The organism is Flavobacterium xanthum, from assembly GCF_900142695.1.
GTDB classification, from domain to species: domain Bacteria; phylum Bacteroidota; class Bacteroidia; order Flavobacteriales; family Flavobacteriaceae; genus Flavobacterium; species Flavobacterium xanthum.
Map to the genome: position 1 here is coordinate 1 of NZ_FRBU01000010.1, position 25315 is coordinate 25315.

Below are 25315 nucleotides of genomic sequence, written 5' to 3' on the forward strand. Positions count from 1 at the left end.
CTCAAACAAGATGGGATAATTTATCGGCATACCTATTAGATGGTAACTTGCAAATAGATAATAATCTGGTGGAAAATGCAATCAGACCAGTGGCCCTGGGTAGAAAGAATTATCTTTTTGCCGGATCGCACGATGCTGCTCAAAGAGCGGCTATGGCCTATACCTTTTTTTCTAACTGCAAAAAGCATAACGTAAATCCTTTTGAGTGGCTAAAATATACCCTTGAGAATATCCAATCTATAAACCACAAGAATATTAAAGACCTGTATCCCCACAATTACAAGCAGCTAGCGGAATCTAAACCATTGTAAAATTACGCTCCTATCATTAATCTTATTGAACTAAACAATATGTAGTTGCTCGGGTGGATACGTAACAATCAATATAGTATTTACGTTTTGGGTGGACTCTGATGTTAAATATTTTTTATAAACCATGTTATATGACACCCAAAGATCTGAATTTTTAGTTGACTTTTTCTGCGAAAAACCACAGTAACTAATGGTAAAAACTAATAATATGATTATTTTTTTCATAAATTATTAACAAACTGCTTCCATTATAAACATAAGCTCTCTAATAGAAGGCTTTCTAAGCATAGTGCCACTTGTTGCAGTATAATTAGCAGAATCAACCAATAAATACCCAGGTAATGGAATTTGTATACTATAGCACTCTCCACATACTTGAGTAGCTTGTTCTCCACATTGTGCTGATGAAGTAAAAGAAAAACCAACAATGGCCTTAAAATTAAACATTAATTTTTTCATAATTTCTAAAATTTTTGATTAATAAAATATAGAATCTAAGACTACCTACATTAGTGAAAATTACAAACAACGTGCGCTTTGGTTGACTTAAAACAAATGTAAGAATGTTATTAGTAAATACAAAAAAAGACATTATAATAGGAATAAGCTAGTCTTAAAAAGAATAAAAAATTCACTATTCAAATATAAAATTATTTATAGGAATTTTATTTTATATTTACGATATTAAACATAATAATCATGAATATAGGAGAAAACATTAGAAAATATCGTCTTGAAAAAGACAAAAAGCAACAGGAAATTTATGAAGCTATAGGTGTTAATCAATCCTCGTATTCTAAAATAGAAAACAATAAGCACAAAATGTATGTTGAAACGCTTAAAAAAATAGCCAACGCACTACAAGTAGATATAGCTAAATTAATAGGGGAAGATAAAATCGAAATCAACCATACCAATAACGATAATTCGCAAAGCGGTTCAGGCATTGTTGTGAATAATAATCATTCCGAAGAATTAATCGTTTCTCTCAAAGAACAAATCGACTTACTAAAAGAACACAATCAGATAAATAAAGAGATTATAAATAATTTGAAAGAAGAGATTATAAATAATTTGAAAGAAGAGATTATATCCCTAAAAGTCCAACTAAAAAAATGATAATTTTATTAATAATTCGGCAGATTTAGGAAATATCTATAATCGAATTGACGCGGAATTAAACGCATTGTTTTAATCCTTTCCCCGTCCTTCTCCAAAGGAGAGGGAGAAAGAACTGAATATAAAAAATGCCTCACTCTTAATTTTAGAGAGTGAGGCATTTTTTAATTAAACTTTTAATTATCCTGTGCAGTTTTCAAAAATTGTAGGTATTCAATTAATTAGAATTAAACCTGCAAGCTCAAAAGAGTATGGGCAGATGATTACGAAAATGTAAAAATCGACATTTGCTTTATCAAAGAAATTATTTTATAAATTAAAAGCACCTTCATTCGTATGTCTTCTCTCTTATTATTTGTCACGCTGCAAGCGTTTCAGTTATGTTGCTCAATTACAAAGACATGCTTCCAGCCAAACAATGGGAGTAAATTATTTATGCAAGCTGTAAGATTTGTAATAATAGCTACTGCTCTTTGTTTTACCTCCGATGAACTTATCAAAGATATAAAATTTATTTTTTTGAAAATAAATAATCTATGTTCTTTTCATTTTTCCCAAATAGGGAAATTTTAACTATCTTTGTTTATTGAGAATAATTTATGAGAATAATTGCTAAAAGAACCTTGCAGCATTTTTGGGAGCAATATCCAAACTCAAAGCAGCAATTATTGTCATGGTATCAGGTATTTGACAAAAAAGAATTTGAGAATTCAAATGCTATAAAATCTATTTTTGGTTCAGCTGATTTTATTGGAAATAATAAAGTCGTGTTTAATATTTGTGGGAACCATTATCGATTAATCGTGAAAATTAATTATTTAACACAAATTGTCTATATTTTATTTATTGGTACTCACCCTGAATACGATAATTTGAAAGACATTAAAAACTTATAAAAAATGGAAATAAATCCTATAAAAACAGAAAAAGATTATGATTTAGCTTTAGAAAGAATAAACATGCTTTTTGATGCTAAATCCAACACGAAGGAAGGTGATGAATTAGATATCCTAGTCACCCTGGTAGAAAAGTATGAACAAATACATTATCCTATTCCTGAGCCAGATCCAATTGAAGCCATTAAGTTCATGATGGAACAAAACGGACTTACAGATGCTGATTTAGGAGTTATTTTAAATAGTCGTTCTAGAGTCACTGAAATTTTTAAACGCAAAAGAGCTTTAACTATTAAACAAATTAGAGTTTTAACAGAAACACTTCATATTCCAGCTTCAACTTTAATAAAAGAATATGCATTGAAACACTAATTTTAATCGTTTCAAAAAAAATGCCTCACTTTCATGAGGCATTTTTAGTATTCTAAATACAAAACTTTTATTTCAAAGCATCAATTTTGGCTTGAACTTCGGCATCTGTTCCTTCAAAGTTTTCGACTTCTTCTTTCCCGTTGATGGTTGTTTTAACCGTTGCAGTTACTTTTCCATCGATGTTTGATTTTTCGATAGCAACTTCTTTAGAAATTATTTCTGTTGCTACTTCTTTTTCAGTAATGGTCTGACTTCCTTCACCTAAAATAGGCGCAATTACCAGACCAATCAAACAAGTTAATTTGATCAAAATATTCATTGATGGTCCAGAAGTATCTTTAAATGGATCACCAACGGTATCACCAGTTACCGCTGCTTTGTGCGCATCAGAACCTTTGTATGTCATTTCACCATTGATCATAACTCCAGCTTCAAAAGATTTTTTTGCATTGTCCCAAGCACCACCGGCATTGTTTTGAAAAACTGCCCAAAGTACCCCAGAAACAGTCACTCCCGCCATGTAGCCTCCCAGCATTTCAGCAATCAATTGGTTATTATCCGCGTACACTAGTTTCCCAAGCAGCACAACTGCAATTGGAAAACCAATAGTCATTATTCCCGGCAACATCATTTCGCGCAACGCGGCTTTGGTAGAAATATCGACACATTTAGCATATTCCGGTTTCGCGGTTCCTTCCATAATTCCAGGAATTTCTCTGAACTGGCGGCGTACTTCATACACCATATCCATGGCTGCTTTACCAACAGAGTTCATCGCTAGAGCCGAGAAAACTACAGGAATCATTCCACCCACAAATAACATTGCTAAAACGGGCGCTTTAAAAATATTGATCCCGTCAATTCCTGTAAACGTAACATACGCCGCAAATAAAGCTAAGGAAGTCAAAGCTGCCGAAGCAATTGCAAATCCTTTTCCTGTCGCTGCCGTTGTGTTCCCTACAGAATCTAAAATATCGGTTCTGGTACGTACTTCTTTTGGTAATTCACTCATCTCAGCAATTCCTCCCGCATTATCTGATATAGGTCCAAAAGCATCAATTGCCAATTGCATCGCTGTTGTTGCCATCATCGCTGAAGCCGCCAAAGCCACACCATAAAATCCTGCAAAAGCGTACGATGTCCAAATCGCAGCTGCAAATAATAAGACCGTTGGAAACGTGGAAATCATTCCAGTTGCTAAACCTGCAATTACGTTTGTTCCTGCTCCTGTACTTGATTTTTGTACAATTGCCATAACAGGTTTTGTTCCCAATCCAGTATAATATTCGGTTACTGATGAAATAACAGCACCTACTACTAATCCAACGATTGTAGCATAGAAAACACGCATTGACGAAATTTCTTTAGTGCCTTCTCCGAAGAAATCCATTTTCATAGTTTCTGGCAACATATATTGTACTAGGAAGAAACAAGAGATAGCGGTCAATAGAATCGAAACCCAGTTTCCTATATTTAACGCTTTTTGAACTTGTGCTTCTTTAGCATTATCATCTGATATTTTTACCAACATCGTTCCAATAATAGAAAATAATATTCCAAAACCGGCGATTGCCATTGGTAATAAAATAGGTCCTATTCCGCCAAAAGCATCTTGAATATTTCCACCCATATCTTTAATCACATAATTCCCAAGAACCATCGCCGCTAAAACAGTGGCCACATAAGAACCAAATAAATCGGCTCCCATTCCTGCAACGTCACCTACATTATCTCCTACGTTATCTGCAATTGTAGCGGGATTACGAGGATCATCTTCAGGAATTCCAGCTTCTATTTTTCCAACTAAATCAGCACCTACATCGGCAGCTTTAGTGTAAATTCCACCACCAACACGAGCAAACAAAGCGATCGATTCCGCACCAAGAGAAAATCCGGCTAATGTTTCAAGAACAATAGTCATGTCTTCTGTTGAAGTCCAAACACCGTTCATAAAAAAGTGAAAGAAAAATATAAAGAAAGTAGTTAATCCTAAAACAGCTAATCCTGCAACACCTAATCCCATTACGGTTCCACCGCCAAAAGAAACCTTTAAAGCTTGCGGTAGACTAGTGCGAGCGGCTTGAGTAGTCCTGACGTTAGTTTTGGTAGCAATTTTCATTCCCATGTTTCCAGCCAAAGCCGAGAAAAAAGCGCCAAAAACAAAAGCAACAACTATTAATATATGTGTCGTAGGAACAATAAACGAAATTGCAGCTAGTACGGCACTAGCACCAATTACAAAGAAAGTTAATAATCTATATTCTGCTTTCAAGAAAGCCAAGGCTCCTTCGTAAATGTAATCTGAGATCTCCTTCATTTTACCGTCGCCTGGATCTTGTTTTAAAACCCATGCTCGTTTTGTAAACATAAATGCCAGTCCAATGAATGCCATGGCGATTGGCAAATAAATCATAATTGTATTCATAATTTTGGTTTGGTTTTTAGTTAATAATTATAGTGTAACCAAACGAATTTAAACAAAAAAGCAATACTCCTAACGGAATATTGCTTTATTTATAAAAATCATGAAAATTATTTATCTTATACTAAATAATCCTTCTGGTTTGTTCTCAATTTGATTAAAACGCTCCGTACACTCCTTAATGATAGCATAGGCCTCGTTTACATCTCCCCAACCACCTACATCAACTTTTTTGTTTTCAAGGTCTTTGTACACTTGGAAAAAGTGCTCAATTTCTTTTAATAAATGGGGATTCATGTCTGACAAATCATTTAATGAGTTCCAAATTGGATCTGAAACCGGCACACAGATTACTTTTTCATCCGGACCTTTATCATCTGCCATGTGGAAAACACCGATAGGTTTTACTTCCATTACACATCCAGGAAAAGTTGGTTCGTTAACTAAAACCAATACATCTAATGGATCTCCGTCTAAGGCTAATGTTTCCGGAATAAATCCGTAATCAGCAGGATACATCATTGACGAAAATAACATTCTGTCAAAACGCATTCTTTTTATTTCGAAATCATATTCGTATTTATTTCTACTTCCTCTTGGTATTTCGATTAAGACATCGAAAGTTGTTAATTTGTCTGCAGTCATTTTAGTTTTTTCTTTTCTATATTTATGGGTGCAAAAGTAAGGAAACTATCTCTTTTTACAATAAAAAATTGCTGTTATCTCTGCATTAAATTTTAACAATGAGTACTTTAGTACACCACCGTTCTATTTCTTTTATTCAAATAATGATGCCATAAAATATAGGTAGCCACGGAACGATGCGGACTCCATTTTAAAGTATGAATTTCCATTGCCCCTTTATCATGAATATCCAGCAATTCCTTTATGGTATTTATGACCGCAACATCTCCCAATGGCAATAAATCTGGGGCTTCCAGACAAAACATTAGGTAAATATCAATCGTCCAGTTTCCTATTCCCTTGATTTTGATGAGTTCTTCCCGCACGTGTTGGGCCGTTTTATTGGGTAGACTTTCTAAATCAAGTTCTTTATTTAATAGGGCTGTCGCCAACGCTTTGATGTAAGACGTTTTTTGACGGCTTACGCCAAGATTTCTATATTCTTCCTCCGAAACAGGAAGCAAAATCTCTGGCTCTATTACTTTTAGACTGGCTTTTATTTTTAAAAAGGTAGCCTTAGCGGAATCAATGGACACTTGCTGTTCCAAAATCAATAAGACTAAAGTTTCAAAACCTTGCGGTCTTCTCGGGATAATTGGCATTCCATAGTGGTCGATAATAGATTTGAAAATAGAGTCTTTACCTGTAAGATAATTGATGGCTTCTTGCATAATTTCATGTTTTTTAGCCCGGATGGAAACGGCATCATTTTATAAAGCGATTTTTTTTCGCTTTATAAAAAAATATAGTATATCCCGAAGCTTCGGGAGGAATAGCTTCTAGAAATTAAACCCAAACGATCCTTTTACCGTAAAACGATTCGTATCCGGCGTGTTGAGATAATTGCCTCGCCACGCAAAATCGATACGGATTACCTTAAAAATATTCCCAATCCCGGCGCTGTATTCCCAATAGACTTTTTCCGGCGCGTTATAAGCTAAACCAGAAGCATTAATCGCTCTATTTTCATCTGAAATAGTGCCATAAACCCCTTTTACCGATACAATTTCCCTCCAATTGAGTTTGCGCATAAATGGAATTCTGGAAAAAAGACGACCATTAAAGTTATGATTCCACTGCAAAGTGGCATATTGATCCGCTAAGAATTCATAAAAATTAAGATTACTGAACGTGTTTTCCAGCGTAAAAAAAGTTTGATTTCCTGGAATCACACTCATTAATCCCAAGGGAACAGTCCCAAATGTTTTTCCCACTTCCATGATAATGTTCGTGCGACCTAGTGGACCAATGATGATCGGTTGCTTGTAATACAGCTGCAATTTATCATATTTGAAATCACTATCCAATAACCCTTTAAAACCATGACTATAATTGACAAAAAAGCGACTGTACGGACTATCGACATTCTCACGTTCTACCGCAAATCCAATGGTTTTTCTTTTAGGAGTGTATTCCACTTGAAAGTTCACTTCTGATTGTTTGACATCGCTTTTTGTTACAGCATTTGCAATATCGGTGTAATAATCTAAACTAAAAGTGGGAGAAGCAGACTCTAGAGTGCGAAATGAAATTCCTGTTTGAAAAATCAAATTTTTAACTGGCTCTATTTCAACTGCAATATTGCTTAGATTTATGTTTGTCAATTTTCCGTTATTTCCTGATGAAAATACAGAAGAAGAGGCAAAGCTTCGTCCCAAAATATCATAGGTAGTCGTCAAACTCGCACCAATTTGCTCGATATCACGCCTATTGCCTCCGGACAAAATGATTCTTTTTTTCTTATCGACCATCCATTTCCCAGAAAATCCATATTTGAATTTTTCATCCTTAAACCCATACGCCGTGTAGCCTTGCAAACGCCAAGTATCATTGGTTCCAAAATAGGTCCTTCCTCCCGCTCGCAATCGAACCCCTTCCACTTCGTTATAACCAAATGTGGAAAAAATAGGTCCATAATCAAAATTTCCAAACGGCAAAAACCCACTAGCCAACACTTGTACTGTGCTGTATATCTGCTTAAATTTTTTGACCGTTTGCAGGGTGTCGAGCATTTTATACACGCCCAATTCGTCTTTAGTTAAATTTTCAAAACGATTTTCCTCCCAGTACTCCGCTGATTTATTGTAGACATCCGCATCCATATAATTCACCTCATCTTTATAAAAAGCAACTGGTTTTTCTATGTTAAATTGATGATTTCTATAGTAACTAGTTCGTTTACCGTAAACCCCTTTTGATTTTTCTTTTTTATTTAAAGCAAAATCAGACATTAAATAATCCTTTGTTAGTAAAAATACGGAATCGCTAACCACTTCAAATTCCTGTTCTAGATATATGTCTTTCACCCAGTTAATATTGGCACTTTTAGTAACGGCCATATTAATTTTCTTGATGGCAAATGTGGAATCGTTAACCCAAAAATCACCTTTGAAAGTCAATTCGTTCTTGCGTCTTGGATAGAACACGATATTATAACACCACTTTTTATCAATATAGGCGCTGTCTTTCAGCACGTAATTATAAACATCAATACCGGTTTTAGAAAGTGGACTAGTAAAACTTTTATCAAAAAAAGTCAAGTAATTATTATAAATATCATAATTGGAATACAAGTCCTTTACAAAGGTAAGAATTTGCTGGTTTCCATTAAAACCAGATGTTTTACTGGCTTTTATTTTCTCTTTCAGTTTCTTGAGTTTGTTATCTCCAAAAACATCATTCAAGGATTCGTTGACAAAAATGGGCAGGTACGTCTTACCCGTAATTCTTGAAGTATCCATTTGATTGAAAATAAATTCCATCCCCTTAAAAAGAGTGCTCTTCATAAAAGCGCTATCAATAGAATTCATATCAAATTCTATTTTTTCATACTTTTCCATCTGGTATTGATCGTACAAATAAAGTCCATTTTTACGTTTTCTTTCCCAAATTTTTCTCAGAATGTCTAGCGCTGGATTATCTTTTTTAGACGTTTTCCCCGCAAAAACTACAACTTCGTTTAAGCTTTCGGCTTCACTTAATTGAATTTTAAAATTATAATTTACTGCCTTGTCTAACGCTATTTCTTTTTCAGAAAATCCTACCGACGAAATTATCAAAGTGCTATACGATTTTTGGGATTCAAGATAGAACCTACCATCCTCATTAGTCACAATTCCTTCGCTGGAACCTTTGAAAACCACATTAGCAAAAGGAATCGGCTGATTTTGCTTATCAACCACAACACCGCTAACTTTTGTTTGTGCAAATACAGCACTTGCAGAAACAAACAAAAAAACCAAGAGAAACAAGACATTCTTTTTCATAGTCATTCAAAAAAAAACTTCATCAAAGATAATTGATGAAGTTTCAAATATAGTTAATTACAGTATTTGATTATTCGTGGTTTAGCATTCCAATTGTTAAATTTTATCTAAAACCGAATGTATCAAAAACGGTTATTTTTTATACATCACTTTTTTAACCGCTTTTACAACGTCGCCAGCATTTGGCAACCATTCTTTCAATAAAACTGGGGAATACGGAGCCGGTGTATCCGCTGTTGTAATTCGTTGTATAGGTGCATCTAGAAAATCAAAAGCACGCTCTTGAACAATATACGTAATCTCCGATGCTACACTTGCAAAGGGCCAAGCCTCTTCAAGAACCACTAATCTATTTGTTTTTTTAACAGATGTTAAGATTGTTTCATAATCCATAGGACGCACGGTTCTCAAATCGATAATTTCACAAGAAATTCCTTCTTTTGCTAATTCATCAGCAGCAATATGTGCTTCCTTGATGATTTTTCCAAAAGAGACAATGGTTACATCTGTACCTTCTCTTTTGATGTCAGCAACCCCTAGCGGAATTACATATTCACCATCTGGAACTTCTCCTTTATCACCATACATTTGCTCTGACTCCATGAAAATCACAGGGTCATTGTCACGTATCGCCGCTTTCAACAATCCTTTTGCATCGTAAACCGTAGAGGGAACTACCACTTTAAGACCCGGAGTATTGGCAAACCAATTTTCCAAAGCTTGTGAGTGTGTTGCTCCTAATTGTCCTGCAGAAGCGGTTGGACCACGAAAAACGATAGGCACATTAAATTGTCCACCGGTCATCTGACGCATTTTGGCAGCATTGTTTATAATTTGGTCAATTCCCACTAAACAAAAATTGAACGTCATGTATTCCACAATTGGTCTGCATCCGTTCATGGCTGATCCTACTGCAATACCAGTAAAACCAAGCTCAGCAATAGGCGTATCAATTACTCTTTTCTCACCAAATTCTGCAAGCATTCCTTTAGATGCTTTGTAGGCACCATTATATTCCGCAACTTCTTCACCCATTAAGTATATGGACTCATCGTGACGCATTTCTTCACTCATCGCTTCACAAATGGCCTCTCTAAATTGTATCGTTCTCATATTTTTTTATATTTTGTCCTCCTGAGCGCAGTCGAAGGATAATTTTCGAAAAGCAAAAATAAATATTTTAAATCACTTTAAAGCATAAATTTTCCTAAATTAATTCAGGATGTATCGTGCTAATTCTCAGGAGCTATTTCCGGCTCTGCGCTGTATCTTCCTTTGGCTAAAGGAGCCACAGGAAGGATGCCGCTGCTATCCGGGCTACGAAAACGTAGTAGTAACATAGATTTAGATTTGAAAAAAACACTTTGAACAACAATTATGATTTTAAAAGTTAATTTAGAATATTTAAATCATAAATTATTCAAAAAATTCTTTCAAAATATATATTTTTATTTTTAATTTACACTGCGCTTTTTGATGACATCGCAATCAAAAAAGCTACGACTAAAACTTAAAGAAAAGTCAAATTTTAATAAACCACCTATTATGACATTGAAAATTTTAACTTTCCTTTTTTTATCAATGCTGATAAATCAAACGTATAGCCAAACTTTGAGAGGTATTATTACTGAAACACCATTAAAAGGGATTGGAGATGAAACGGTGCTGTCCAAAAAAGCAGCAAAACCAATGACATTTTCTTATGTGTATTCAGCAAACAAATCAATTCAAAACTTAATATCTATAGAAAAATCCTCCATAGATACGACCTATATCGAAAAATATGGGGAAAAATATGAAACTACGTCATCCGTTAGCAGACCAACTTCTTTAGCCTACTATAAAAATTTAGAAAGAAAAAAATATAAGGTTGTTGCTACTCAAAACGACCAAGATTTCAATCTCAAAGAAACATTGCCTTCATTAAACTGGAAATTAATCGATGAAAGCAAAACCATTAACGGATATGCTTGCAAGAAAGCTATCACTACAAATACAGCATTCAACTCCAATCAATCCATAGTTGCTTGGTACACAGATTCGATACCAGTAAATGATGGGCCAAACCATTACCAGGGCTTACCGGGATTCATAATTCAAATTGAGATTGATAATAATTCGATTTCGACTTTTGACAAATTGATTTTCAGTAAAGAAAACACACCTATCGAAGAGCCTAACAACAGTGCTCCTGAATTAAGTTTCAGTGACTATTCGAAACAAAGTGCTAAATAATGGTTAGTTTTTATCAAGATATCTCTTCACTTAAAAAAGTAGTTTAGACGACTGATCAGGAAGAAGATGCTTGGTTTTGCCACAAAGCAAGCAAAACAACAACTTAGTATTCTTTTAGTGATGAGACTGCTTTTACAACTACTAATGATTATAAATGGTATGATTTCTAAGTAGCAACGACAAAAGTTTAGATAACCTAATTACATTTGACAGGTAAAAATCCCTGTCAAATTTTTAAAATCAACAGCAGTTATGAAGATCAAATGTTTTTTATTTTTATTAATGCTCGCCTCAATCAACCAATCCTACAGCCAAACTTTGAAAGGTATTCTAACTCAAACACCATTAAAAGGGATTGGAGACGAAACTGAATTGTCCAAAAAAGCAGCAAAACCAATGACATTTTCTTATGTGTATTCAGCAAACAAATCAATTCAAAACTTAATATCTATCGAAAAATCCTCCATAGATACAACCTATATTGAAAAATATGGAAATAAATACGAAACAACATCTACTGTAAATAAGTCTTCCTCAATAACATATTATAAAAATTTTGATTTACAAAAATATAAGGTTCTGTTTACTCGAAATGACAAAGACACCAACGTGAAAGAAACATTACCTTCATTCAACTGGAAATTAATCGATGAAAGCAAAACTATTAACGGATATACTTGTAAAAAAGCTACAACTACAAATACAGCATTCAACTCCAATCAATCCATTGTTGCCTGGTATACTGATCAAATTCCTATAAACGACGGACCAATGCATTATAACGGATTACCCGGATTCATTATTCAAATTGAGATTGATGATAATTCGATTCTGACTTTTGACAAATTGGTTTTCAACAAAGAAAACACAGCAATTGAAGAACCTAACAACAGTGCGCCTGAATTAAGTTTCAGTGACTATTTGAAACAAGGCACTAAATAATGACTCATTTTTATCAAGATATTTCTACACTTAAAAAGCAGTTTCTCTGCTTTTTTTTATTGTTTGCTGTACCTATATTTTCTCAAAACAGCGTGACCGGTTCAGTCCTGGACAGGTCCAATACACCAATAAGCCAAGTCAACGTACAAATAAAAGATTCTAAAAATGATAAAATAATTGCTTTTTCCTTTTCTGACACTTCAGGAAATTTCCGCTTGGAGTTAGACAAGAAAGGTTTGTATATCCTAAAAATAAGTTATCTGGGTTTAAAGTCGTTCACAAAGGAGATTGAAATAACAAATAATTTGTTAGACGTAGGTAAAATTATACTCGAAGAAAACAAAATTGATCTGGAAAATGTGATCATTAAAAACGAAGCTGCCGGAATGACTGAAATTGGGGATACTTTAAGATACCGCATCGAAAAATTTCTAAATGGAACCGAAGAAACGCTAAAAGATGTAATCAAAAAATTACCCGGCTTAGACATTGACGCTCAAGGAAAGATAAAAGCAAATGGAAAAGAAGTAGATAAACTTTTAATTAACGGAGAAGAGTTTTTTATAAATCAACAAAAAATTGCCACTGAAAATATCACTGCTGAAATGATAAAAAATATTGAGTTAATAAAAAACTATACTGAATTTAAGAATATTAAAAAAAATGATAAATCAGGGATAACTGCATTAAACGTCAACATCAAAGAACAATTTAAAAACAAATTGACAGGAAACGTTTCCGCAGCTGCTGGTGACAATAGATACAAATTACACGCAACACTATTTAATTTTAGCAAGAAAACGTTATTCAGCTTAATTAGCGATTCTAATAATACCGGCGAGCTGTCTATGAATATTGAAGAGTACACCAAATTTACCAATCAAAACGAGGCAAGGACGATTGGTGAAACTACTTTTTCAAAAAATGATGATTTACCGAGATTTTTAACCATTGGAAACAATGTAAAAGAACGATCCTCATACTTTACGGGTTTAAATTTAAAATATTCTCCTACTAAGAAAACGCAGGTAAATTTTTATTCCATTTTCAACAGTGTAGATCAAGTGGAACAACAATCTAATACGCAATTCTACGCTTCGAACTCAGGTGTTTTTTCAAACAAAGACAGTCGATTCATCAATGAAGAGACAGTGTTTACTAATTCCGCTTTGGATGTAGCTTACAAACCCAATGAAAAATCGCTAATTAGTTATAAAGGATACTTTTCAGGTGTTAATAAAATAAACACTGTCGAAATTGCCAACAATACAAACCAATTAAACAACGCTAACAAACTTACGGATTATACAATCAATCATCAATTAAACTATACAACACTTTATAAAAATAATACTGGATTGAATATTTCTGTAAAACAGCAAATTATTAAGAAATCCAATAGGTTAAACATCGAATCCGATGCTCCTTTTTTAAATTTAAACTTCAATAATTCTACCTATAAAATTCTTCAAAATAGTCAACTAAATAAAAACAATATTGATTTGAATACTAACTATACCTTTAGCATAAAAAAAACAACTAATGCCATCTTTATGGAGTCCTCAATACGACAGGACGACTATAAAACTACAGAAGAACAGTTTACTCAATTTGAAAACAATGTAAACATTGAAAACAAAGTTCAAACTATTGGATTACAAACTAAATTTAAATTGTTTGAAAAGACAACATTCTCATCTGCTTTTTCTTATTCTAGGCTTCAATTTAAAATGGACAACTTAAACAAAGCAGAGTGGTTATTTATGCCCACATTAAGTTTAAAGACAGATTTTAATTCTAATCATTATATCAAATTATCATTTTCACAAAACAATAACCTCACACAAGCTGAAAATTTAGTCCCCAACAATGTTATCAGCGACTACAGAACTATTTTTTCAAATGAGAATTTAAGACTAAATACGATTACACCAAACAATCAATTAGCTGCAGATTATTTTTATTTCAACAACAAAAGAAAGTTATCCATTATTTCTAATCTTTCCTATTATAAAGCAACCAATATCATATCCAATAACTCCAGTGCAGATGCAACGGTAAATTTGATTCAATATGCTGTTGCTCCCTTTGAAAACCGTTTTCAATCTATGCTTTATTCAGAGAAAACATTTTCTTTCTTACCTTTTTCTCTTAGAGCAAGCGTTTCCTACTCATCGAGTAGTAAAATTTTATTTTACGACAGCCTTAGTCAGACTTTTAAAACGGAATCAACGTCTGCATACCTCTCCTTTGTGTCCCGGCTAAAAAAAACAAGTCTGCAATTTGAAACTGGAGTAGCAGTATCAAGAGATAATTATCAAGATAATTTTTTTAGTAATTCTATTTTAATAGTAAACCCGTTTATCGAAACTAGTTATAAAATTGCCACCAACTTATCGTTTATCAATAAATTCTCTTATAAAAATATAACTGCATCTACTTCCTATAATGAAATTTATATGCTTAGTCCCAGACTACGTTTAAATTTTCCTAAGTCTAAGTTCGAAATTAGTTTAATAGCACATGATATTTTAAACATAAATAATTACGAACAAATCACACTTACGCGATTCGACAATTTTACAGAAGAAAGAATTTCTCAATCGTTAACCGGTTACTATCTTCTAAATATCAAATTTAAACTGTAATGCTACGAAAACGTAGTAGTTACCAAAAAATATTATGCATGCATAGTATATTATTCAAATTAATATTTTAAATTTGTAAAAGAAATTACGAATAATTAAATATATAAGTATGAAAATATTAGTTTGCATCAGTCACGTTCCTGATACTACTTCAAAAATTAACTTTGTCAACGGCGATTCTGAATTTGACACAAACGGCGTTCAATATGTGATTAATCCAAATGACGAATTTGGTTTAACACGTGCAATTTGGTTTCAAGAACAACAAGGCGCAACGGTTACTGTTGTCAATGTTGGAGGACCAGAAACAGAACCAACTTTAAGAAAAGCATTAGCAATAGGCGCTAACGAAGCCATTCGTGTGAACGCTACTCCGACTGACGGATTTTTCGTTGCCAAACAACTTGCCGAAGTAATCAAAAACGGAGGGTACGATGTAATTATCGCCGGAAAAGAATCTTTAGATTATAATGGCGGAATGGTTCCTGGAATGATCGCTGGAATTCTTGGATACAATTTCCTAAACTCTTGTACAAGTCTTACTGTAGATGGAACAAGTGTAAAAGCAGTTCGCGAGATCGATGGTGGAAAAGAAACTGTAGCTACTTCTTTGCCCTTAATTATTGGTGGTCAAAAAGGATTAGTAGAAGAAAAAGACTTGCGTATTCCAAATATGAGAGGAATTATGACTGCAAGAACAAAAGCATTGACAATTCTGGAACCAGTTGACGCTACTGTAAATACAAAAGCAGTAAAGTTTGAAAAACCAGCTCCTAAATCAGCGGTGACATTAATTGCTGCTGACAATTTAGATGAATTAATCAATTTATTACACAACGAAGCGAAAGTAATATAATTAGGAATTAAAAATTACGAATTACGAATTTTTGAAATCTTTAAATTTTTTCAATTATTTAATCTTTAAATCTAAAATCATTATGTCAATATTAATATACGCGGAATACGCAGAAGGAAAATTCAAGAAAGTAGCATTCGAACTAGCTTCTTATGCGAAAAAAGTAGCTGAAACGTTAGGAACAACGGTTACTGCTGTAACGGTAAATGCAGGAGATGTTTCGGAATTATCAAAATATGGAGTAGACAAAGTTTTAAAAGTAAACAACGATAAATTATCAGGATTTACAGCAAAAGCTTACGCTGATGTCATCAAACAAGCCGCAGAAAAAGAAAACGTAAAATTAGTTTTGCTTTCATCTACAACGGATAGTATTTACCTTTCGTCACTTGTTTCAGTAGCTTTAGAAGCTGGATATGCATCAAATGTGGTTGGATTACCACTTTCAACTGCTCCTTTTCAGGTAAAAAGAACGGCGTTCTCCAACAAAGCATTCAATATTACTGAAATCGCAACAGAAGTAAAAGTACTTGGACTTGCTAAAAACTCTTATGGAATTTTTGAAACACCTTCAACATTAACGGAGGAGGATTTTAACCCAACCATTGGAGATAATGATTTTGGTGTAAAAGTAGAATCGGTTGAAAAAGTTTCAGGAAAAGTTTCCATAGCTGATGCTGATATTGTAGTTTCGGCTGGTCGTGGATTAAAAGGTCCAGAAAATTGGGGAATGGTAGAGGAATTAGCTACAGTTCTTGGAGCTGCAACGGCTTGTTCAAAACCAGTTTCTGATTTAGGATGGAGACCTCACGGAGAACACGTAGGACAAACTGGAAAACCGGTAGCGACAAACCTTTATATTGCAATTGGAATTTCTGGAGCAATACAACACATTGCAGGAATCAACTCCTCTAAAGTAAAAGTGGTTATCAACAGCGATCCAGAAGCACCATTTTTCAAAGTGGCTGACTACGGAATTGTAGGAGATGCGTTTGAAATTGTTCCACAATTAATTGAAAAATTCAAAGCTTTCAAAGCTCAGAATTAATAAGGAAAATAAATCATTACATTATTTAAAATGCTACTTAAATCAAGATATTTGTATCTTTGCTTTTAAGTAGCATTTTTTTTACTCAAAATGCCACTTACTTTTTATTAAAAAAAAGTACGTTGTACTTTTCCATCAAAACAATTATGAGCTTAGTCAAATTATCTATAAAAGGAATTTCATACAGTCAAACTCAAAACGGAGCCTACGCTTTGATTTTGAATGAGGTTGATGGTGAAAGAAAATTACCCATTGTCATTGGTGCTTTTGAAGCTCAATCCATCGCCATTGCCTTGGAAAAAGAAATAAAACCACCACGTCCTTTGACTCATGATTTGTTCAAAAACTTCGCAGAACGTTTTGATATCATAGTCAAACAAGTCATTATTCATAAATTAGTAGACGGTGTTTTCTATTCCAGTATCATTTGCGAAAGAGATAAAATTGAAGAGATTATTGATGCTAGAACTTCCGATGCTATTGCGCTCGCGTTGCGCTTCAATGCTCCCATTTTTACGTACAAAAACATCTTGGACAAAGCCGGGATTTATTTAAAAGCAAATCCTTTAGACCCTAATAAAGACTCGCAAGAAATTGACGATGTACTTTCTAATCCGGACACTTTTGGACGAGAAGAAGAAAGCAATCAGTCTGGAGAAACCTATTCGAAACACAGTTTACAGGAATTGAATGAATTACTGGATCAGGCCGTTTCCCATGAAGATTATGAGAAAGCCGCTAAGATTAGAGATGAAATTTCGAAGAGAGAATCGTAAATCGTTACTACGGTTATTAGTCAATTTAATTGTAAATAATTAAAAAATCACCGAATCCACCAAAAATGAAGCAATATTTAGATTTAGTGCAACACGTTATGGAAAACGGTTGCCAAAAAGGAGATCGTACCGGAACGGGAACAAAAAGTGTCTTTGGATACCAAATGCGTTTTGATTTGAACGAAGGTTTTCCAATGGTTACCACAAAAAAATTGCACTTAAAATCTATTATTTATGAATTGCTTTGGTTTTTAAAAGGCGATACCAATATTAAATACCTTCAAGAAAACAGCGTTAAAATTTGGGATGCTTGGGCTGATGCCAATGGCGATTTAGGACCTGTTTATGGTCACCAATGGCGCAACTGGAATAGTGAAGAAATTGACCAAATCACGGATTTAATTAATGAACTAAAAACCAACCCTAACAGTCGCAGAATGTTGGTTTCGGCATGGAATCCTTCGGTTCTTCCGGACACTACAAAATCATTTAATGAGAATGTAGCTAACAATAAAGCCGCTTTGCCTCCTTGTCACGCCTTCTTTCAGTTTTATGTGTCGGACGGTAAATTATCCTGTCAATTGTACCAGAGAAGTGCTGATATTTTCTTAGGCGTTCCTTTTAATATTGCTTCATACGCATTACTCACGATGATGATTGCACAGGTTTGTGACTTACAGCCCGGCGAATTCATTCACACTTTTGGTGACGCACACATTTACAACAATCATTTTGAACAACTTGAATTGCAATTGTCCCGTGAACCAAAACCGTTGCCAAAAATGATTTTGAATCCCAATATAAAAGACATCTTCGCCTTTGATTATGAAGACTTCACACTAGAAGGTTATGACCCACATCCTCCAATAAAAGGCAGTGTTGCAGTATAATATAACAAATAAAACGGTGTTTTAGTTAAACTACTAAAACACCGTTTTCATTTCCTGCAAACGCATTCCATTTAAAAGAATCGGCTTCAGGCTCATTAACAAAGGCACCATCAATCAGGTATTTAAATTCGTAAGCAGCATCTTTATCTAAATCAAAAACACCTTTAAAGGTTCCGTTTTTTAATTTACTAAGGACACCTTCAGATTCATTCCAATTGTTGAAATCGCCAATAACGGAAGCTTGATTTGCCCCTGCTGCTTTTACTGAAAAAGTAACTTTACAAACGGGCTTTGTTTTTACAAATTGTTTTTTAATCGACATAACTGTTTCATTTATAGGTTTCTGAAACAAAGTAAATGAAACATATTGAAGTTACAATAGCCTTCAAGAAGATTTAATGGAATACCTTAAACTATGTTAATTTATAAATAATTTGAGAATTTAAAGGGATTTAAATTACAATTCAAAAATCAGAAAACGTTTTCTCACAAAATAATACAGAGCCAAAATAGCGACTTTCCAAAATAAATTTTATCTTTATAAACTAAAATAAGATCGATGGAAAAAGAAGTACACGAACAATATGAATATGCTAGGAGAAGAATAAAACAAAAAAAACGACTGTATTTTCATTTTGTCGTTTTCGTTTTAGGAAGTTTATTGCTATTTCTTGGACACAACTTTCTGAACAGCACCGTAGTTTCTGATTGGTATCTTTGGATAATTACATTCTGGTTGTTCTTGTTTATACTGCATTTCATCAAAATTTTCATCACCGATCGATTTATGAATAAAGACTGGGAAAGAGAACAAATAGATCGCCTTGTCGCTTTACAGAAAAAGAAAGTAGAACAATTACAGATTCAGATCGAAAACGACGAACCTAATAATAGTACAAAACTATGATTATAATGATTGCGGCAGCTGCCGAGAATAACGCATTAGGAAAAGATAATAAAATAGTCTGGCACCTGCCAAACGATTATAAAAGATTTAGACAACTCACATCCGGCCATTATATCATAATGGGACGCAGGACGTTTGAAAGCCTCCAAAAACCATTACCAGACCGAACGCATATTATTATCACAAGGCAAAAAGACTATCAAGCCCCAGGCTGCATAGTTGTTGATAGTATTGAAAAAGCACTGAGCGCCTGCCCTCAAGACCAAGATTCATTTATTATAGGAGGTGGCGAAATTTACACGATAGGACTTCCTTATGCTGATAAAATAGAACTTACAAGAGTCCATGCAAGTTTTGAAGCTGATGCTTTTTTTCCTGAAATTATTGATGCAGAATGGAAACTTGAAGCCTCCGAGTTTAATAAAAAAGACGAAAAGCATAAGTATGAATATACCTACCTCACTTTCATTAGAAAATAAAATAAAAAAACATCCTTTTTACGGGATGTTTTTTTTTAACCATTGATTTAAAGAAATGACCTAGTCTTGGAAGAGTATTTGATAACATAAAATAAAAATTACAAACACTAATAATGCTCCAGAGATGGAGATTATAATATTTGATGTTTTTTGAGAATACATCTCAAAAAAGCCTTTAATACCAAATACCACGAAGGTACTAAAGACGAAAAAAATTAAAATTTCCAAAAACAAATTTAATCCTAAGAACGTATGTTGCGCTTTAAATACAATACTGCTTTGTAAAACAGTACTTTCAAAACAGCTTACAAGAACAAATGAGATAAGTAGCGCTAAAAATATCCATTTGATTTGGCTCATCGACTCTTTTTTAATCATATAATATGGTTACTTTCTTAAACACCAAAATTGATTAATAAAAACTAGAGTTACAATACCCACTTTTAGTGATATTTCGATAAAAACCATTTTTTTTAATTTGCCAACTAAAGCTCCATAAAACCTGAAAAAAGAGTAAAAAAAAACTTGATTCTAATTTTTGAAACTCATTTTAAGTTCATCAAGTTTATCCTATATTTGTACAAACTAAAAAAGATGTCCGAAAAGATAACTCCCTATAAAGATTCTGCCTTAGGCAAAAAAGAACAAGTTGCTCAAATGTTTGACACTATTTCTGGAAATTATGACAATTTAAATCGTGTCATCTCTTTTGGAATAGACCTAAAATGGAGAAAAAAAGTATTGCAAATGGTCTCTAAATCCAATCCAAAAATAATTTTGGATATTGCAACCGGAACGGGAGATTTAGCCATTTTAATGGCGCAAACTAAAGCCGAAAGAATAATTGGTTTAGATATTTCTGCTGGAATGCTGGACGTAGGCAGGAAAAAAATTGATCAAAAAAAGCTATCGTCTACTATTGAAATGGTTCTTGGCGACTCCGAAAACATGTCTTTTGAAGACAACTACTTTGATGCCATCACAGTTGCTTTTGGTGTTCGTAATTTTGAGACATTAGAGAAAGGATTAGCCGAGATCTTAAGGGTGTTAAAACCAAATGGTGTTTTTGTGATTCTAGAAACTTCAGTACCCGATAAAACTCCTTACAAACAGGGCTACAAATTTTATAGCAAAAACATTTTACCTATAATTGGAAAATTATTTTCTAAGGATGACGTTGCTTACGGATATTTATCAGAATCTGCGGCGGCTTTTCCTTATGGCGAGGCTTTAAACAATATTTTAAGAAAAATTGGGTTTATAGATGTTGTGGCGTTACCTCAAACTTTTGGCGTAGCTACTATTTATTCCGCTACAAAAAAATAATACTGAAGATTTTAGCATAAACATGAGAAAAATATTTGCCTTACTCTTTTTTGCCTGTATTCTAAATGGATATGCTCAAAGGTCTAAAAACATCTTTAGTAGATATCCAATTATTAATTTGGAGAATTTTCAAAAAAAAAGAGTGTATTATGGTTTTTACTTGGGATTCAATTCTTATGATTTTAAGATTGATTATAAAACAGAATCGCCTGATATTTTGGTCACAAAAACAACCGGTTTCAATGTAGGAATTATAGGTGATTTAAAATTACAGGAATACATTAACTTGCGATTTGAACCTGGACTGTATTACACCAAAAGAGATTTAAATTATCCGAATTTTTCCAACAGTGGAGATGCGTTAAGAGAAATAAATAGCACGTACATCCATTTTCCATTATTACTGAAACTCTCCTCGCTTAGAACTGGAAATATCCGTCCTTACGCATTGGGAGGATTGTCTGCTACTTTAAATTTATCCAGCAATGCAAAAATAATGGATGATAATTTGCAGCAACGTTTTCGTGTAAAATCATGGACAACTAACTACGAGTTGGGTTTTGGAATTGATCTTTTCTCAGAGTACTTTATATTTTCACCTTCAATAAGAGGTGTTTTTGGTATCAGTGATGAATTAATTCGCGACAACGACCCTAACAGCCCATGGACAGGAAACATCGAGTCACTAAAAACTAGAGCAGTATTTATCAACTTTTCTTTCCACTAGAAAGTCAATTCTAGTAGATTAGCAAAGCATTCGTTTCAACGAAATCAACTAAGCGCGACGAAATTCACTTAGGACAATGGCCGTTGCGGTTGCTACATTCAAACTTTCTGTTTTTTGAAGATCCCCAAAACGAGGTATGGTAAGACGATTTTGAACCAATTTTTCAAGTGAAGCAGAAATTCCATTGGCTTCATTACCCATAATTATGATTCCTTGCTCTGGCAAGACCGACTGATAAATATTGGTTCCATCCATAAAAGTTCCAAAAATTGGCATTGTTGTCTGCGTCAAAAAAACATCCAAATTAATATAATTCACATTGACTCTAGCGATAGAGCCCATAGTGGCCTGAACCACTTTTGGATTAAATAAGTCTACTGTTTCGTTTGAACATAAAACCTGCTGAATACCAAACCAGTCACACAAGCGTAATATGGTTCCTAAATTTCCAGGATCCCTAATCGAGTCAAGCGCTACGATTAAACCAGTTTGCACTATTGGTTTTTCCAAAGGTATTTTAAAAAGAGCCAAACACGAATTAGGTGTTGCCAACGCACTTATTTTTCTCAAATCATTTTCAGTAATAATCGTTTTTTTTTCGTTGAATACTTGGTCAAAATCATTTTGTGTAGTATACAAATGTTCCAACTCAAAATTAGAATCCAAAAGCTCCTGAATTCCTTTTACACCTTCAAAAAAAAACAATTTATTGGCAATTCTATATTTTTTTTGCTGCAAACTCGTTATAAGCTTTATTTGGTTTTTACTAACCATAAAATAATGTACTTTTGAATTAAATATTTTAGAACACTTGAAAAAAATTTATACAAAAATAACTGCATTTATCGTAATTGCAATACTTATTTGTGCATGTAACGCTGTAAAAAGAGTTCCGGAAGGAAAACTACTGCTTACAAAAAACGAAATTACAGTAAATGGCAAAGTAATTAAAGATGAAAATGTTTTTAATCAACTGTACCAGAAACCTAATAGCACTTTACTGGGATATCGCTTGCGTTTAAATCTTTATAATCTTGCCAACCTGAATCCTGATTCAACCTATCAAGCTAAGTTTACAAATAATCCTGAAAAATATAAAAGGAAATCAAAATGGTTGTCAGAGAAGCAGGTCAACCGCTTAGGCAAATCATTCTGGTACCACGGAATTCACGATTTTTTGAGAAGAACTGGCGAACCCCCAATTATTATAGACAAGGAAAGAGCAGACAAATCAGTACTCCGTTTGAAATACTACTATTTCAACAATGGTTTTTTTAATGTACAAGCTGCATACGCAATAGATACTTTGAAGCTTAAAAAGGCGAAGATCAAATATGCCATAACGTCCGGAAATGCTTTTTTTATAGATTCCTTAAGAGCCACTATTGCAACCCCGGTTTTAGATTCTTTGTATCAAATAAATAAATTTAACACCTTTGTAAAATCAGGCAAACAATATAAAACAGAAGATTTTGACAACGAAAAAAATCGCATCACCACAAATTTCAGAAATAATGGCGTTTACAACTTTCAGCCAAATTATGTAACTTTTGATATTGATACTATAAAAAAAGTGAATCAGGCAAATATCACTTTGATGATCGCTAATTACTCTTATCAAGACGGTGATTCTACTAAAACAGCTCCTTTTAAAATATACAAAATAAGCGATGTAAATATATACACTGATTATTCTCCAAGCTTAAACACCTTGAATATTAAAGATAGCACCACTTATAAAAACTTTAATTTGTACAGTCAGGAAAAGTTAAAATACAAACCAAAAGCTATTACTAATGCTATTTTTATCACCAAGGGTGGATTGTACGCAGACAATAAAACCGTTTTAACAACGCGCTATTTGAATAATCTTAAAATTTTCAATTATCCGTCGATACAATACGAAGTTGACAAAAGAGACACCACCGCGCAGTCATTAATTGCCAAAGTATATTTGACTCCAAGAAAAAAATACAGTTTTGGAACTACGCTGGACGTAACACATTCTAACATTCAGGATTTTGGTGTTGGACTAAGTGTATCGGAGACGATCCGCAATGTATTTAATGGCGCTGAAACTTTAGAAATTGCAGCGCGTGGTAACATTGGTGCTTCGAAAGATTTGGCAAATCCAAAAAATAACTTCTTCAATGTTTCAGAATATGGTTTGGATTTAAAACTAAATATTCCAAGAATTTTTATGCCGTTTAATACCGATAAAATCATTGCTAAGAGTATGATTCCCTCGACTTTGATAACCGTTGGTTTTGCAAAACAAAGAAATATAGGATTAGACAAAGAGAATTTTACAGGAGCACTTTCCTATAATTGGACTCCAAAAATAAATCATACAGCACGATTTGATCTTTTTAATACTCAGTTTGTACGAAATTTAAATCCGACAAATTATTTTAATGTTTACGGCTCTTCATATAATGCTTTGAATGAAATAAGCAAAGCATACAATACAAATACTGCTTATTACAACAATGCCATTGATAAAGATTTACTAATTGAGCAAGGTACACGCGGTTTTACAAATGATGTTCTTTCAGGTAATGCAACTTTTCTAAAACCATTAGAAGCTGCTGATGTCGAGTCCGTAAAAAGTATTGAAGAACGAAGACTGCGACTTACAGAAAATGACTTCATTCTAGCTACTAGTTTTACTTTTTCAAAAACAACCAAAAAAGATTTAACAGACAATACTTTTTATCTTTTCAAAACCAAAATAGAATCTGCAGGAACCATTTTATCTGCTTTTGCAAAAACCACAAATCAAAAGAAAAACGTTAATGGCAATTATGAAATATTCAATTTAGAATATTCAGAATATGTAAAAACGGAATTTGACTACATTAAGCATTGGGATTTATCGAAAGAAAAAATTCTAGCCTTCAGATCCTTTTTTGGAATTGCTATTCCGTTTGGAAATTCTAATTATATTCCGTTCTCCAGAAGTTACTTCTCCGGGGGGTCTAATGACAACCGGGCATGGCAACCCTATGGTTTAGGTCCAGGTAGCAGTGGTGCTTTGGATGATTTTAATGAAGCAAACATGAAGATAGCAATTAGTGGCGAATTCCGCTTTAAACTTTTAGGAAATTTAAAAGGGGCTATTTTTGCTGATGCTGGAAACATCTGGAACGTGTTGGATAATGTAGTGGATGAAAAGTCCACATTTACGAGCTTCAGTGACTTGAAAGATATGGCATTGGGAACCGGATTTGGAATTAGGTATGATTTGAGCTTTTTCGTAATTCGTTTTGATTTAGGATTTAAAACCTACAATCCAGCTAATGAAACCAACAAAAGATGGTTTAGAGAATACAACTTTTCGAACTCTGTTTTAAATTTTGGAATAAATTATCCATTCTAATGCTAATTAATTCTTATTTTTGCAAAACTAAA

The 25315-nt window shown here is 33.6% G+C and carries 24 protein-coding genes; 16 read left to right on the forward strand and 8 right to left on the reverse strand.

The features are described 5' to 3' along the window. Nucleotides 1–311 (forward strand): IS66 family transposase (locus BUC11_RS05825; RefSeq protein ID WP_139259424.1); only part of this gene is annotated, 311 nt, incomplete at its 5' end. A 231-nt stretch (nucleotides 312–542) separates the two neighbouring features. On the opposite strand, the gene BUC11_RS05830 is transcribed toward BUC11_RS05825, so the two are convergent. Then, entirely contained in the window at nucleotides 543–770 is a 228-nt protein-coding gene (locus BUC11_RS05830; RefSeq protein ID WP_073352738.1) for a hypothetical protein, read from the reverse strand. A 240-nt stretch (nucleotides 771–1010) separates the two neighbouring features. Between BUC11_RS05830 and BUC11_RS05835 the strand changes: the two genes are divergently transcribed. The 3 genes from BUC11_RS05835 (at nucleotide 1011) to BUC11_RS05845 (ending at nucleotide 2698) form a co-directional block, all read left to right on the forward strand. After that, nucleotides 1011–1430: a helix-turn-helix domain-containing protein gene (locus BUC11_RS05835; protein WP_073352739.1), complete on the forward strand. Its 420-nt coding sequence runs from the start codon at nucleotides 1011–1013 to the stop codon at nucleotides 1428–1430. A 599-nt stretch (nucleotides 1431–2029) separates the two neighbouring features. Continuing rightward, the gene (locus tag BUC11_RS05840) at nucleotides 2030–2326 is read left to right on the forward strand and encodes a type II toxin-antitoxin system HigB family toxin (protein ID WP_073352740.1); all 297 of its coding nucleotides are present in this window, start codon (nucleotides 2030–2032) and stop codon (nucleotides 2324–2326) included. Between the two features lie 3 nt (nucleotides 2327–2329). After that, nucleotides 2330–2698 carry a helix-turn-helix domain-containing protein gene (locus BUC11_RS05845; RefSeq protein ID WP_073352741.1) on the forward strand — a complete coding sequence of 123 codons (369 nt, stop codon included), beginning with the start codon at nucleotides 2330–2332 and terminating at the stop codon, nucleotides 2696–2698. A gap of 67 nt (nucleotides 2699–2765) precedes the next feature. On the opposite strand, the gene BUC11_RS05850 is transcribed toward BUC11_RS05845, so the two are convergent. From BUC11_RS05850 to BUC11_RS05870, 5 genes are all read right to left on the reverse strand, one after another. Further along, on the reverse strand, nucleotides 2766–5123 hold the full coding sequence (locus BUC11_RS05850; protein WP_073352742.1) for a sodium-translocating pyrophosphatase: 2358 nt from the start codon (nucleotides 5121–5123) through the stop codon (nucleotides 2766–2768). A gap of 111 nt (nucleotides 5124–5234) precedes the next feature. Further along, nucleotides 5235–5765, reverse strand: a complete 531-nt coding sequence (locus BUC11_RS05855; RefSeq protein WP_073352743.1) for an inorganic diphosphatase — start codon at nucleotides 5763–5765, stop codon at nucleotides 5235–5237. 107 nt (nucleotides 5766–5872) lie between these two features. Beyond that, nucleotides 5873–6475: a DNA-3-methyladenine glycosylase family protein gene (locus tag BUC11_RS05860; protein WP_073352744.1), complete on the reverse strand. Its 603-nt coding sequence runs from the start codon at nucleotides 6473–6475 to the stop codon at nucleotides 5873–5875. Between the two features lie 108 nt (nucleotides 6476–6583). Next, nucleotides 6584–9070: a DUF5686 and carboxypeptidase-like regulatory domain-containing protein gene (locus BUC11_RS05865; RefSeq protein ID WP_073352745.1), complete on the reverse strand. Its 2487-nt coding sequence runs from the start codon at nucleotides 9068–9070 to the stop codon at nucleotides 6584–6586. A 132-nt stretch (nucleotides 9071–9202) separates the two neighbouring features. Beyond that, the gene (locus tag BUC11_RS05870) at nucleotides 9203–10183 is read right to left on the reverse strand and encodes a pyruvate dehydrogenase complex E1 component subunit beta (protein WP_066082989.1); all 981 of its coding nucleotides are present in this window, start codon (nucleotides 10181–10183) and stop codon (nucleotides 9203–9205) included. A 432-nt stretch (nucleotides 10184–10615) separates the two neighbouring features. Here BUC11_RS05870 and BUC11_RS05875 point away from each other — a divergent pair, with 432 nt between their 5' ends. The 7 genes from BUC11_RS05875 to BUC11_RS05905 all read left to right on the forward strand — a co-directional run bounded on the left by BUC11_RS05875 (nucleotide 10616) and on the right by BUC11_RS05905 (nucleotide 18465). Next, nucleotides 10616–11305 carry a GLPGLI family protein gene (locus tag BUC11_RS05875; protein ID WP_175547736.1) on the forward strand — a complete coding sequence of 230 codons (690 nt, stop codon included), beginning with the start codon at nucleotides 10616–10618 and terminating at the stop codon, nucleotides 11303–11305. Between the two features lie 252 nt (nucleotides 11306–11557). Beyond that, nucleotides 11558–12247, forward strand: coding sequence for a GLPGLI family protein (locus BUC11_RS05880; protein ID WP_073352747.1), 690 nt, complete (start codon nucleotides 11558–11560; stop codon nucleotides 12245–12247). Beyond that, the gene (locus BUC11_RS05885; RefSeq protein WP_073352748.1) at nucleotides 12247–14895 is read left to right on the forward strand and encodes a carboxypeptidase-like regulatory domain-containing protein; all 2649 of its coding nucleotides are present in this window, start codon (nucleotides 12247–12249) and stop codon (nucleotides 14893–14895) included. The genes BUC11_RS05880 and BUC11_RS05885 overlap by 1 nt, the downstream gene beginning before the upstream one ends. A gap of 109 nt (nucleotides 14896–15004) precedes the next feature. Further along, nucleotides 15005–15751, forward strand: a complete 747-nt coding sequence (locus tag BUC11_RS05890; protein WP_073352749.1) for an electron transfer flavoprotein subunit beta/FixA family protein — start codon at nucleotides 15005–15007, stop codon at nucleotides 15749–15751. Between the two features lie 82 nt (nucleotides 15752–15833). Further along, complete coding sequence (locus BUC11_RS05895; protein ID WP_073352750.1) at nucleotides 15834–16799, forward strand: electron transfer flavoprotein subunit alpha/FixB family protein; 966 nt, start codon at nucleotides 15834–15836, stop codon at nucleotides 16797–16799. Nucleotides 16800–16945: 146 nt separating this feature from the next. Continuing rightward, entirely contained in the window at nucleotides 16946–17575 is a 630-nt protein-coding gene (locus BUC11_RS05900; RefSeq protein ID WP_073352816.1) for a bifunctional nuclease family protein, read from the forward strand. A gap of 65 nt (nucleotides 17576–17640) precedes the next feature. Further along, entirely contained in the window at nucleotides 17641–18465 is an 825-nt protein-coding gene (locus tag BUC11_RS05905) for a thymidylate synthase (protein ID WP_073352751.1), read from the forward strand. Nucleotides 18466–18490: 25 nt separating this feature from the next. On the opposite strand, the gene BUC11_RS05910 is transcribed toward BUC11_RS05905, so the two are convergent. Beyond that, nucleotides 18491–18787, reverse strand: coding sequence for an isoamylase early set domain-containing protein (locus BUC11_RS05910; protein WP_073352752.1), 297 nt, complete (start codon nucleotides 18785–18787; stop codon nucleotides 18491–18493). Between the two features lie 237 nt (nucleotides 18788–19024). Between BUC11_RS05910 and BUC11_RS05915 the strand changes: the two genes are divergently transcribed. From BUC11_RS05915 to porT, 4 genes are all read left to right on the forward strand, one after another. Continuing rightward, a complete protein-coding gene (locus BUC11_RS05915; RefSeq protein WP_066083002.1) occupies nucleotides 19025–19372 on the forward strand; it encodes a 2TM domain-containing protein in 348 nt (115 codons plus the stop codon). Beyond that, nucleotides 19369–19851 (forward strand): dihydrofolate reductase, encoded by a 483-nt coding sequence (locus BUC11_RS05920; protein WP_073352753.1) that lies wholly within the window; start codon nucleotides 19369–19371, stop codon nucleotides 19849–19851. Before BUC11_RS05915 ends, BUC11_RS05920 begins: the two co-directional genes overlap by 4 nt. 594 nt (nucleotides 19852–20445) lie before the next feature. Then, entirely contained in the window at nucleotides 20446–21177 is a 732-nt protein-coding gene (gene ubiE / locus BUC11_RS05930) for a bifunctional demethylmenaquinone methyltransferase/2-methoxy-6-polyprenyl-1,4-benzoquinol methylase UbiE (RefSeq protein WP_073352754.1), read from the forward strand. Nucleotides 21178–21199: 22 nt separating this feature from the next. Beyond that, the gene (gene porT, locus BUC11_RS05935) at nucleotides 21200–21904 is read left to right on the forward strand and encodes a type IX secretion/gliding motility protein PorT/SprT (RefSeq protein ID WP_066083007.1); all 705 of its coding nucleotides are present in this window, start codon (nucleotides 21200–21202) and stop codon (nucleotides 21902–21904) included. 48 nt (nucleotides 21905–21952) lie between these two features. On the opposite strand, the gene BUC11_RS05940 is transcribed toward porT, so the two are convergent. Then, complete coding sequence (locus tag BUC11_RS05940; RefSeq protein WP_073352755.1) at nucleotides 21953–22678, reverse strand: TrmH family RNA methyltransferase; 726 nt, start codon at nucleotides 22676–22678, stop codon at nucleotides 21953–21955. A gap of 37 nt (nucleotides 22679–22715) precedes the next feature. Between BUC11_RS05940 and tamL the strand changes: the two genes are divergently transcribed. Further along, entirely contained in the window at nucleotides 22716–25283 is a 2568-nt protein-coding gene (gene tamL / locus BUC11_RS05945; RefSeq protein WP_073352756.1) for a translocation and assembly module lipoprotein TamL, read from the forward strand. The last annotated feature ends 32 nt before the right edge of the window (nucleotides 25284–25315 follow it).

Bases quoted from the DNA above. Each gene is read 5' to 3' on its own strand.
- BUC11_RS05830 (WP_073352738.1), bottom strand. From the start codon at position 770: ATGAAAAAATTAATGTTTAATTTTAAGGCCATTGTTGGTTTTTCTTTT.
- BUC11_RS05835 (WP_073352739.1), top strand. From the start codon at position 1,011: ATGAATATAGGAGAAAACATTAGAAAATATCGTCTTGAAAAAGACAAA.
- BUC11_RS05840 (WP_073352740.1), top strand. From the start codon at position 2,030: ATGAGAATAATTGCTAAAAGAACCTTGCAGCATTTTTGGGAGCAATAT.
- BUC11_RS05845 (WP_073352741.1), top strand. From the start codon at position 2,330: ATGGAAATAAATCCTATAAAAACAGAAAAAGATTATGATTTAGCTTTA.
- BUC11_RS05850 (WP_073352742.1), bottom strand. From the start codon at position 5,123: ATGAATACAATTATGATTTATTTGCCAATCGCCATGGCATTCATTGGA.
- BUC11_RS05855 (WP_073352743.1), bottom strand. From the start codon at position 5,765: ATGACTGCAGACAAATTAACAACTTTCGATGTCTTAATCGAAATACCA.
- BUC11_RS05860 (WP_073352744.1), bottom strand. From the start codon at position 6,475: ATGCAAGAAGCCATCAATTATCTTACAGGTAAAGACTCTATTTTCAAA.
- BUC11_RS05865 (WP_073352745.1), bottom strand. From the start codon at position 9,070: ATGAAAAAGAATGTCTTGTTTCTCTTGGTTTTTTTGTTTGTTTCTGCA.
- BUC11_RS05870 (WP_066082989.1), bottom strand. From the start codon at position 10,183: ATGAGAACGATACAATTTAGAGAGGCCATTTGTGAAGCGATGAGTGAA.
- BUC11_RS05875 (WP_175547736.1), top strand. From the start codon at position 10,616: ATGACATTGAAAATTTTAACTTTCCTTTTTTTATCAATGCTGATAAAT.
- BUC11_RS05880 (WP_073352747.1), top strand. From the start codon at position 11,558: ATGAAGATCAAATGTTTTTTATTTTTATTAATGCTCGCCTCAATCAAC.
- BUC11_RS05885 (WP_073352748.1), top strand. From the start codon at position 12,247: ATGACTCATTTTTATCAAGATATTTCTACACTTAAAAAGCAGTTTCTC.
- BUC11_RS05890 (WP_073352749.1), top strand. From the start codon at position 15,005: ATGAAAATATTAGTTTGCATCAGTCACGTTCCTGATACTACTTCAAAA.
- BUC11_RS05895 (WP_073352750.1), top strand. From the start codon at position 15,834: ATGTCAATATTAATATACGCGGAATACGCAGAAGGAAAATTCAAGAAA.
- BUC11_RS05900 (WP_073352816.1), top strand. From the start codon at position 16,946: ATGAGCTTAGTCAAATTATCTATAAAAGGAATTTCATACAGTCAAACT.
- BUC11_RS05905 (WP_073352751.1), top strand. From the start codon at position 17,641: ATGAAGCAATATTTAGATTTAGTGCAACACGTTATGGAAAACGGTTGC.
- BUC11_RS05910 (WP_073352752.1), bottom strand. From the start codon at position 18,787: ATGTCGATTAAAAAACAATTTGTAAAAACAAAGCCCGTTTGTAAAGTT.
- BUC11_RS05915 (WP_066083002.1), top strand. From the start codon at position 19,025: ATGGAAAAAGAAGTACACGAACAATATGAATATGCTAGGAGAAGAATA.
- BUC11_RS05920 (WP_073352753.1), top strand. From the start codon at position 19,369: ATGATTATAATGATTGCGGCAGCTGCCGAGAATAACGCATTAGGAAAA.
- ubiE (WP_073352754.1), top strand. From the start codon at position 20,446: ATGTCCGAAAAGATAACTCCCTATAAAGATTCTGCCTTAGGCAAAAAA.
- porT (WP_066083007.1), top strand. From the start codon at position 21,200: ATGAGAAAAATATTTGCCTTACTCTTTTTTGCCTGTATTCTAAATGGA.
- BUC11_RS05940 (WP_073352755.1), bottom strand. From the start codon at position 22,678: ATGGTTAGTAAAAACCAAATAAAGCTTATAACGAGTTTGCAGCAAAAA.